This is a genomic window from Mobiluncus sp., assembly GCF_985070215.1.
In genome coordinates this window covers 1-1,730 of record NZ_CFKZQR010000085.1, presented here as the reverse complement: position 1 = coordinate 1,730, position 1,730 = coordinate 1, and the positions used below count along the sequence as shown (strand labels likewise).

Here is a 1,730-nt window from a genome sequence, read left to right as displayed (position 1 = left end):
TGCCGCTTTGGCCCGCGCTCGGCTGATGACCTCCAGAGCCGCGCGAGCTGCCGCCGCATCCTGAGCCGCGCTGCGGGCGGCGGCAGAAGGCTTTTGATCTGGCTGGCGATAGCCCGTACCCAATAATTCCGCCGTGTCGATATCTTCGCGTGCCAACATATCGGTCACGTCAGAGATTTTCTTGCGTAGCGGCTGCGGATCAATACCGTGGGCTTCGTTATACGCAATCTGCTTACGGCGGCGCCGCTCGGTTTCATCGATGGCTTCCCGCATCGCGTCGGAAACCGCGTCGGCGTACATATGAACTTCTCCATGCACATTACGGGCGGCGCGCCCAATCGTTTGAATCAGAGACTTCGTGGAACGCAAGAACCCCTGCTTGTCGGCATCCAAAATCGAAACCAGCGACACTTCGGGCAAATCCAGACCCTCACGCAGCAGGTTGATACCTACCAGCACGTCGAACTCGCCTTGACGCAACGATCGCAGCAACTCCACCCGGCGTAGCGTATCCACGTCGGAATGCAGGTATTCCACCCTGATACCGCGCTGAGCGAGGTATTTGGTCAAGTCCTCCGCCATGCGTTTAGTCAGCGTAGTCACCAGCACCCGCTCCTCAGCTTCGGTGCGCAGGCGAATCTGCTCCATCAGGTCATCAATCTGGCCCTCCACCGGTTTCACCACAATCTTGGGGTCGACCAGGCCGGTGGGGCGGATAATTTGTTCCACTACCCCATCGCTGAGACCCAGTTCATAGTCCCCCGGGGTGGCGGACAGATACACTGTTTGCCCGATGCGGTCCTGGAATTCCTCCCATTTCAAGGGCCGGTTATCCATCGCGGAGGGCAGCCGGAACCCGAAATCCACCAGGGTGCGTTTCCGTGACATATCACCTTCAAACATGCCGCCAATCTGGGGAACCGTGACGTGAGACTCGTCAATGACCAGCAAGAAATCCTCCGGGAAGTAATCCAGCAAGGTGTGGGGAGGCTCTCCCGGCTGCCGGCCGTCAATATGCAGGGAATAGTTCTCAATGCCCGCACACATCCCAATCTGGCGCAGCATCTCCAAGTCGTAAGTGGTACGCATCCTGAGGCGCTGTTCTTCCAACAGTTTGCCTTGGTCGTGGAACCATTTGCAACGCTGTTCCAGTTCGCGCTCGATTCCGGCCAAAGCACGTTCCATACGTTCAGGACCGGCAACGTAGTGCGAGGCAGGGAACACATAGATTTCGTTCACTTCGTGCAAAGTCGCCCCGGTCACGGGATGCAGCAAAGCCAGAGCGTCAATCTCGTCGCCAAACATTTCCACCCGCACCCCGAGTTCTTCATACATGGGAATAATGTCGATGGTATCCCCACGCACCCGAAAATTGCCCCGCGTAAACTCCACGTCATTACGGTTGTACTGCATCTGGACGAACCGTTTGATGAGGTCTTGGCGCCCAATCTGCATTCCCCGGGTCAAGTGAATGCCGCGAGACACGTATTCTTCCGGGGTGCCCAAACCATAAATGCAGGATACCGAGGAAACGACCACCACGTCCCGGCGTGTCAGCAGGGAGTTTGTGGCCGAGTGCCGCAGGCGTTCTACTTCATCGTTGATAGAGGAATCCTTTTCGATATAGGTATCGGTTTGCGGCACATAGGCTTCCGGCTGGTAGTAGTCGTAGTAGGACACGAAGTATTCCACGGCGTTTTTCGGCAGAAGTTCCCGAAACTCAGCGGTCA

At 57.0% G+C, this 1,730-nt stretch carries 1 protein-coding gene; it reads right to left on the bottom strand.

The window, feature by feature from the left end:
- A partial coding sequence (gene uvrB / locus AC5LBQ_RS09595) for an excinuclease ABC subunit UvrB (protein WP_493265334.1) occupies positions 1 to 1,730 on the bottom strand: 1,730 nt, incomplete at both ends.